This is a genomic window from Bradyrhizobium sp. UFLA01-814 (assembly GCF_046718885.1).
Lineage (GTDB): Bacteria > Pseudomonadota > Alphaproteobacteria > Rhizobiales > Xanthobacteraceae > Bradyrhizobium > Bradyrhizobium elkanii.
In genome coordinates this window covers 1-8,183 of record NZ_JAQOSR010000263.1, presented here as the reverse complement: position 1 = coordinate 8,183, position 8,183 = coordinate 1, and the positions used below count along the sequence as shown (strand labels likewise).

The window sequence follows — 8,183 nt, the reverse complement described above, 5'->3', positions numbered from 1 at the left end:
CCGGACCAAAACCGCCGGCGTGCTGCTCAAGCGCACCGCCGCGATCGCCGCCCAGCGCGCGGGAGGACACTAGCACCATGGCGAAACTGCACGTCACCACCTCAGTCAATGGCGAGCCGGTCGAATTCCTGTGCGAGCCGTACGAGACCATGCTCGACGCGCTGCGCGGGCAATTGGGGCTCACCGGCTCCAAGGAAGGCTGCGCCTCCGGCGATTGCGGCGCCTGCTCGATCACGCTCGACGGCCGCCTGGTCTGCTCCTGCCTGATGCTCGCGGCCGAAGCCGAGGGCCACGAGATCCGCACCATCGAGGGCATGGCCAGGGGCGAGAAGCTGCATCCATTGCAGCAGAAGTTCCTTGAGCATGCCGCGCTTCAGTGCGGCATCTGCACCTCGGGCATGCTGGTCGCCTCCGAGGCGCTGCTCGCCAAAAATTCCAATCCGACCGAAGAGGAAGTCCGCTTCTGGCTCGCCGGCAATCTCTGCCGGTGCACCGGTTACGACAAGATCGTCCGCGCGGTGATGGAGACCGCTGCCGAAATGCGGGAGATGCGCCCATGAACGTCGTCAACAACAAATGGATCGGCCAGCGCACCATCAGGCCCGATGGCGTCGACAAGGTGACCGGCCGCGCGGCGTTTGCCGCCGACACCACCATGCCCGGCATGATCTGGGGCAAGGTGCTGCGCAGCCCGCATCCGCACGCCCGCATCAAGTCGATCAACACCGCCAAGGCCGAGGCGCTGCCCGGCGTTAAGGCGGTGGTCACCTCGCGCGACATCGTCGACTTCACGATCGAGAAGGGTGCCGTGATGCTCGGCATCCAGGACATGCGCTGGATGTGCCGCAACGTGATGGCGCGCGACAAGGCGCTGTTCCCCGGCCATCCCGTCGCCGCCGTGGCCGCGACCACGGAGGCGATCGCGGCTGAGGCCTGCAAGCTGATCGAGGTCGACTACGAGGTGCTGCCCTGGGCGATCGAGATCGACGACGCCTTGAGGCCTGATGCGCCGATCCTGCACGAGTTCAACAAATTCGACGGCAAGCCCTCGAACATCATGGGCCGCATCGAATCCAAGAAGGGCGACATCGCGCAGGGCTTCAAGGATGCTGAAATCGTCATCGAGCGCTCCTTCACCACGCGCCCGGTGCACCAGGGCTATATCGAGCCGCATGCCTGCCTGATCTCGGTCGCGGCCGACGGCAAGACCACGATCTGGTCGTCGAGCCAGGGCCAGTTCATGGTGCGCGCGATGACCTCGATGCTGACCGGCATCCCGCAGAGCGACATCCGCGCCATCCCCGCCGAGATCGGCGGCGGTTTTGGCGGCAAGACCATCGTCTATCTCGAGCCGCTCGCGACCCTGCTCGCCAAAAAATCCGGCCGCCCGGTCAAGATGGTGATGACCCGCGAGGAGGTGATGCGCGCCACCGGGCCGACCTCGGGCTCGAAGAGCACGGTGAAGATCGGCGCGAAGAAGGACGGCACCATCGTCGCCGCCCATGGCAGCTTCTATCTGCAGGCCGGCGCCTTCCCGGGTTCGCCGATCCGCGGTGCGGTCGGGTGCAGCTTCGCGCCCTACGACATTCCGCATGTGCTGTCGGAGGGGTTCGACGTCTGCTCCAACCGCTCCAAGGTCGCGGCCTATCGCGCGCCCGGCGCGCCGATCGGCGCCTATGCGGTGGAATGCGTGCTCGACGAGCTCGCCGAGGCGCTCAAGATGGATCCGCTGGCGCTGCGGCTGAAGAACGCGGCGAAGGAGGGCACCAAGGCCGCCCACGGCCCGGTGTTCCCGCGCATCGGCTATATCGAGACGCTGGAAGCCGCGAAGAACCATCCGCATTATGCGGCGCCGCTCGGCAAGCTGCAGGGCAGGGGCGTCGCCTCCGGCTTCTGGTTCAACGCCGGCGGTGAATCCTCGGCGCAGGTCAACATTACCGAGGACGGCAACGTCGTCGTCACGACAGGGCATCCCGATATCGGCGGCTCGCGCGCCGGCATTGCCAATATCTGCGCCGAGCTGCTCGGCATCGACTACAAGCGCGTCTCCGTCATCATCGGCGACACCCAGACCGTCGGCTTCTCCAACCTCACCGGTGGCAGCCGCGTGCTGTTCGCCTCCTCGATGGTGGTGACGCAGGCGGCCGACAAGGTGATCGCGACCTTGCGCGAGCGCGCGGCGAAGATCTGGGCGATCGACCCGGAAGCCGTGAAGTGGGAGAACGGCGCCGCGCATCCGGTGAGCCCGAACGCCGGCCAGTTCGAGCCGCTGACGCTCGCCGACCTCGCCGAGAAGGCGCCGTCGCAGGGGGGCCCGATCGGCGCCAGCGTGCAGCTCAACACCCAGGGCGCGGAGGGCGGCTTCGGCACCCATATCTGCGACGTCGAGGTCGATGTCGATCTCGGCATCGTCCGCGTCATCCGCTACACCGCCGTGCAGGATGTCGGCCGCGCCGTGCATCCGAGCTATGTCGAGGGCCAGCTGCAAGGCGGCGTCGCGCAGGGCATCGGCTGGGCGCTGAACGAGGAGTACATCTACAACAAGGACGGCAAGGTCGATAATCCGGGCTTCCTCGATTATCGGATGCCGGTCTGTTCGGACCTGCCGATGCTTGACTGCGCGCTGGTCGAGGTGCCGAACCCGAAACATCCGCAGGGCGTCAAGGGCGTCGGCGAGGTGCCGCTGGTGCCCGTGATGGCCGCGGTCGCCAACGCCGTCCACAACGCGCTCGGCAAACGCTTCTACAGCCTGCCGATGTCGCCGCCGAAAGTGTCGGAGGTGCTCGACGCACCGACGCAGCAGGCCGCGGAGTAGGGAACGAGGGGCGGGTTGCGGTTCGCAAGCCGCCCTACGGTTCTACAGCGGTTGCCGTGTAGCCCGGATGAGCGAAGCGATATCCGGGGAGAGAGCTTCCCGCATGTCGCGGAGCCCGTCATCGGGCGCACGTTCGTGCGACCCGTTGGCTCATGCGGGCTACTCGCCGCATCAGGCTCACCGTGAACGGATGAGGATGACCCACCCCGACGAGCTGTCCGCCTACATGATCTTCGGCCGCGGCGATTGGGCGGCCTTGCGCGCCAGCACGTCGCTGACGCTCTCGGACGCCGATCTCACCGCGTTGCGCGGATTGAACGAGCCGATCAATTCTGCCGAAGTCAGCGACGTGTATCTGCCGCTGACGCGCTTGTTGAACCTGCATTTCGCGGCGGCGCGCAACCTCGCGCATGTCAAGGCGGAGTTTCTCGGCCGGCCGGCACGTCGTTCGCCCTACATCGTTGCATTGGCCGGCAGCGTCGGCGTTGGCAAGAGCACCTTCGCCCGCGTGCTGTGCGCGCTGCTGGCCCGCTGGGCCGATCATCCGCGAGTCGAGCTGGTGACGACCGACGGCTTCCTGCACGCCAACGGCGTTCTCGAAGAGCGCGGGCTGATGCGGCGCAAGGGTTTTCCCGAGAGTTACGATCTGCCGCGCATGTTGCGATTTCTGGCGGCGGCGAAGGCGGGCGAACGCGAGCTCGAGCTGCCGGTCTATTCGCATTTGATCGGCGATATCGTGCCGTCGGAACGCCAGGTCATCCAGCAGCCCGACATCCTGGTCTTCGAGGGCCTCAATGTACTGCTGGCGCGCGGCGCGGCGCCGGTGGTGGTGTCGGATTTCTTCGACTTCTCGATCTATCTCGATGCCGACGAGGCCGACATCCAATCCTGGTATGTCGAACGCTTCCTCAGATTGCAGCCGACGGCGTTCCGGAATCCCGCCTCCTATTTCCACCACTACAGGGACCTGCCGCCCGACGATGCGCGTGAGGTCGCGGAGCGGCTGTGGCGTGAGCATCATCGCGCCAATCTCAGGGAGAACATCTTGCCGACGCGGACGCGAGCCGATGTCGTGCTGCGCAAGCGCTCCGATCATTCGATCGGTGAAGTCTGGCTGCGGGAGACGTAGAGCAATGATGTAGCCCGGATGAGCGAAGCGATATCCGGGAGCATAGTCCCGCATGTCGCAGAGCCTGTCATCAGGCGCGCATTCGTGCGACCCGTTGGCTCATGCGGGCTACAGAACAGTTCCGCTTACCGCAGCTCCTTCCCCAGCTGCGCCAGCACAGTCTCGCATGTCATCAGATCCAGATGCCCGCCGCCGGCGTTCTTGAAGAAGGTGATGTCGCTATCCGACAGCCGGCCGGCGACCTTGCCGCTCGCGAGGTCGTAGTGATCGCCGAGCACATCGGTCTCCTTGATCGCGCCGCTGGCGATCGGCTGCAAAATGTCGCCGACGCCATCGAAGGCGGATTCGCGGCGGTCGACAAAGATGCGCGAACGCCGCGCCGCCTCGTCGTCGGACTCGCGGGTCTCCGGGGTGAAACCGCCGACCAGATCGAGATGGGTGCCGGGCCTTAAGTTGGCGCCCTTGACCAGCGGCTCGCGCGAGCGGGTGCAGGTGGTGATGATATCGGCCTCGCGTGTCGCGGCGTCGAGATCGGTGACGGCTTCAGTGGCGATGCCGTCGCCTTCCAGCAGCGCGGCGAGTTCCTGGGCGCGCTCGACCGTCCGGTTCCAGACCCGCACCCGCTTCAGCTGCGGCCGTACGGTGCGGTGGCCGCGCACCAGCCAGCGCGCCATCTCGCCGGCGCCGACCACCAGCAGCGTCTCGGCATCCGGCCGCGCCAGGTGTTTGGCGCCGAGCGCGGAGTCCGCGGCGGTCTTCCAATGGGTGATCTCGGCGGCGTCCATCACCGCGAGCGGACGCCCGTCATTGCCGTCGAACAGCACGCAGACCGCCTGCACCGCCGGCAGCTTGCCGTGTGCGAGGTTGCCCGGAAAGCTGGTGTAGAGCTTGGTCATCATGAAGCGGCCGGCGTCGACCGCGCTGCGCGTCACCAGCTGCTGGCCCCTGTCGTCGCCGAGATAGCCGTCGTGGACCGCGATCTTCGGCCGCCGGTGCGCGGTTTCGATCGCCTCGATCAAAACCGGAAAGCTCAGGACGCGGTTGACCTCGCTGTCGTCGACGATATGCACGTGGTTCTCTCCTCAGGCGCCCTTGCGCTGCTCCCAGAACGCGCCAAAGCCTGTCCGGACTGGATAGCGCGTGGGGACGGCTAGTCAACCGGACATGCACCATTGGGCGTCCCTTGCTATCCTGCGGACCTGATTCTCTCGCAGGTTTTCGCAAGCCGTGGTTGCATTCATCGTCGCCGTCCTGATCTTCATCCTGCTCGGCGGCGCCGCGCTTGCGACCATGGCGATCCATGCCCGGCTCGCCGATCATCACCGCAGCGACGAGACCAACACCTCGGTGCGCCTGGTCGCGACGCTGTTCGTCACCATGCCGTCGCTGCTGCTAGGACTGATGATGAACAGTGCCGCCAACACCTATGTGGCGGTCGACCGCAATCTGCATGTCTTCGCCACCGACCTCATCCTGCTCGATCGCGGCCTGCGGCCGCTCGGTCCGAGCGCCGACGAGCCGCGCAAGCGGCTGCTCGCCTATGTCGAGCAGGTGCTCAAGGATGTCCCGATCTCACGAGCGAACGAGGTGTCCGAACGCCTGCTCGACGAGGTCGGCACCAGCCTGCGCGAGCTGCGGTTCGACGACGAGCAGAAGGTCGCGCTGTGGAACGACGCCCGCTCGGTCTACCGGCAGGCGGTGCAGCAGCGCTGGACCTTTGTCGAGCAGTCCGACGGTTCGTTTCCGTCGCCGCTGATCTGCATCCTGGTCGGGTGGCTGACGCTGATGTTCGCAACCCTCGGCTTTCGCGCGCCGCGCAACGCAGTGGTGATCTCGACCACCGTCGCCGCCGCGGCGCTGATCTCGGCCGCGATCTACCTGATCCTCGAAATGAGCACGCCGTTCTCCGGCCCGATCCAGCTCTCCGACCGCCCGCTGGTGCGCGCGGTCGAGGAAATCAGGCGGTAGGGCGCCATGAGATCGGGTGAGTAGAAATCGCAAAGGCGGTGCACTCCCTCTCCCGCAAGCGCAGGGCTATCGCATATCGTGGCGGTGCCCTCGTGGCCATCCTTCGAGACGCCCGCCTTCGGCGGGCTCCTCAGGATGAGGTCTTGTTTTGCGGCACAATAGTAGACCCTCATGGTGAGGAGCGCCGCTTGCGGCGCGTCTCGAACCACGAGGCCAAGCACTTGCGCGTCGCCAAGGGGCATATGCGATAGCCCTGCCCGCAAGCGAGAGAGGCGCACTGAGCTTGCCGCTAGGCCGCTTCAACCAAAACTCATGCCGCGCTGGCTGCCGGTATCGGCACGCGCCTGCGGCTTTATTCCCCTCGCATTGATCGCCGTCCCGAAAATTCTTCACGCGCGATCAGCGGAATAGCGCGCGCCCTGCGGCGTCCTAACGCATGCAAGCCATTTGCATTCGAAAAGGAGACATCATGAAGACATCGATCTCGCTCGCGCTCGCCACGGCCATGTCGCTTGCGCTTGCCTCGACCGCCTTTGCCGCGCCGCCGACCAAGACCGGAACCACCGCGAAGGGTTCCGTCCTCACCGACACCAAGGGCATGACGCTCTACACCTTCGACAAGGATTCAGAAGGCAAGTCGGCCTGCAACGGCCCGTGCGCGACGAACTGGCCGGTCTTGAAGGCGGACGCCAGCGACAAGGCTGAAGGCGGCTACACCATCATCTCGCGTGACGACGGCTCCAAGCAGTGGGCCTACAAGGGTAAGCCGCTCTATACCTTCGCCAAGGACCAGAAGGCCGGCGACATCACCGGCGACGGTTTCCTCAACGGCGCCTGGCACCTCGCGCAGCCCTGAGGGCTTGCAGGCGGATTGAGCGCAGGGCGGGTTAGCGCCAGCGCAACCCGCCGTCTCTCCGCACGCAAAACATGCGGCGGGTCACGCGGAGCCTGCCAACGGGGCCGCCCTGCGGGCGGACCCGTTGGCTAACCCGCCATGCGGTCCTGCCTGAAGCGACGATCGCGCCTCACGCCCTGCGCTTCAGCGCCATGCCCATGCTGATCCAGCTCACACCGGCGCAGATCAGATCGACGCTGAGGAAGATGCCGAGCACGTAGAGGCTCGACACCGGCCAGCGCGCCAGGATCATGGCGCCGAGCACCAGCGTGATCAGGCCGGAGATCGCGACCATTCCCCACGGCGCTTCCGAGTTCATGCCGAAGGCGAGGAAGATGCGGACGATGCCGGAGACCACGAGCGCTACGCCGAGGAACAGCGTCAGCGTCGCCGCCGCGAGCAGCGGGTTCTCGAAGGTGATGAAGCCGGCGACGACATAGAGCGCGCCGAGCAGCAGCCAGAACAGGAACTTGCCCCAGGTCTTGAACTGGAACGCGTTGATGATCTCGGCGACGCCGGCGACGATCATCATGGCGCCGACGAACAGCACGCTGACGACGGTGGCGAAGAAGACGCTGCCGAAGGCGAGCACGCCGGCGATCAGGTAGATCACCCCGAGGGCGACGATCCAGCCCCACTTGGCGCGGAGGTTGGAAAGCCCGGATCCGAGGCTGTGAGGAGGTGTGGCGGGTGAGCTGGACGCAGTGGACATCGTATCGCTCCCGAATACTTGATGAAACCATGCTACCATAGGTCAAGGCACGGACAAGGGCGGGTGCGCAGCTGGCACGAACTGCATGCTGGCACCAAAGGCGCCGCGACACGTTGATTCAATTCGTCCGGCGTGTTGCCGCGCAGCATTCGTCGGTTTTGACGATGGCCGGCCCGCATCGGACGATGGACTGACCGGACCGCAGCGCAAGCGGTCCGGATCGCGCATCCACAGAGGAGGTCGACATGCCCGCCACGCACGACAAGGATCACGTCTACAAAATCCTGGAACTGGTCGGATCATCGGACAAGAGCATCGAGGCGGCGATCGAGAACGCCGTCAGCCGCGCGTCAAAGACGATCCGGGAAATGAAGTGGTTCGAGGTGGTGCAGACGCGGGGCCATATCGAAGACGGCAAGATCCGGCACTACCAGGTGGCGCTGCGGGTCGGCTTTACGCTGGAGTAGGGCGGCCTCGGTTCGTCACCCACGACAACTGTCATCGCCCGGCTTGACCGGGCGATCCAGTACGCCGCGGCCTCTCGGTTCAAGCGCGGCCGTCTCTGGAATACTGGATCACCCGCTTTCTGTTTAGTCCGGAGACATGGCTGACACCTGTTCGGACACATCACTGACAGGTTGGCGGTTGGTCAAGTCGATTGATG

At 65.7% G+C, this 8,183-nt stretch carries 8 protein-coding genes; 6 read left to right on the top strand and 2 right to left on the bottom strand.

Going from position 1 to position 8,183, the window contains the following annotated elements; translation table 11 throughout:
* The first annotated feature begins 77 nt into the window (after positions 1-77).
* The 3 genes from PMN64_RS40690 to coaA all read left to right on the top strand — a co-directional run bounded on the left by PMN64_RS40690 (position 78) and on the right by coaA (position 3,944).
* Positions 78-560: a (2Fe-2S)-binding protein gene (locus PMN64_RS40690; protein WP_018272305.1), complete on the top strand. Its 483-nt coding sequence runs from the start codon at positions 78-80 to the stop codon at positions 558-560.
* Positions 557-2,815 carry a xanthine dehydrogenase family protein molybdopterin-binding subunit gene (locus PMN64_RS40685; protein ID WP_411784817.1) on the top strand — a complete coding sequence of 753 codons (2,259 nt, stop codon included), beginning with the start codon at positions 557-559 and terminating at the stop codon, positions 2,813-2,815. The genes PMN64_RS40690 and PMN64_RS40685 overlap by 4 nt, the downstream gene beginning before the upstream one ends.
* 190 nt (positions 2,816-3,005) lie before the next feature.
* Entirely contained in the window at positions 3,006-3,944 is a 939-nt protein-coding gene (gene coaA / locus PMN64_RS40680) for a type I pantothenate kinase (protein ID WP_411784816.1), read from the top strand.
* Between the two features lie 125 nt (positions 3,945-4,069).
* Here coaA and PMN64_RS40675 read toward each other — a convergent pair whose 3' ends face one another.
* Positions 4,070-5,014, bottom strand: coding sequence for an ornithine cyclodeaminase family protein (locus tag PMN64_RS40675; protein WP_411784815.1), 945 nt, complete (start codon positions 5,012-5,014; stop codon positions 4,070-4,072).
* Positions 5,015-5,171: 157 nt separating this feature from the next.
* On the opposite strand from PMN64_RS40675, the gene PMN64_RS40670 reads away from it, so the two are divergent.
* Positions 5,172-5,912: a hypothetical protein gene (locus tag PMN64_RS40670; RefSeq protein ID WP_411784814.1), complete on the top strand. Its 741-nt coding sequence runs from the start codon at positions 5,172-5,174 to the stop codon at positions 5,910-5,912.
* 469 nt (positions 5,913-6,381) lie between these two features.
* On the top strand, positions 6,382-6,768 hold the full coding sequence (locus tag PMN64_RS40665) for a hypothetical protein (protein WP_411784813.1): 387 nt from the start codon (positions 6,382-6,384) through the stop codon (positions 6,766-6,768).
* A 169-nt stretch (positions 6,769-6,937) separates the two neighbouring features.
* Here PMN64_RS40665 and PMN64_RS40660 read toward each other — a convergent pair whose 3' ends face one another.
* Positions 6,938-7,519 carry an HdeD family acid-resistance protein gene (locus PMN64_RS40660; RefSeq protein ID WP_411784812.1) on the bottom strand — a complete coding sequence of 194 codons (582 nt, stop codon included), beginning with the start codon at positions 7,517-7,519 and terminating at the stop codon, positions 6,938-6,940.
* 245 nt (positions 7,520-7,764) lie between these two features.
* Here PMN64_RS40660 and PMN64_RS40655 point away from each other — a divergent pair, with 245 nt between their 5' ends.
* The gene (locus PMN64_RS40655; RefSeq protein ID WP_026192947.1) at positions 7,765-7,986 is read left to right on the top strand and encodes a dodecin; all 222 of its coding nucleotides are present in this window, start codon (positions 7,765-7,767) and stop codon (positions 7,984-7,986) included.
* Positions 7,987-8,183 lie beyond the last annotated feature (197 nt).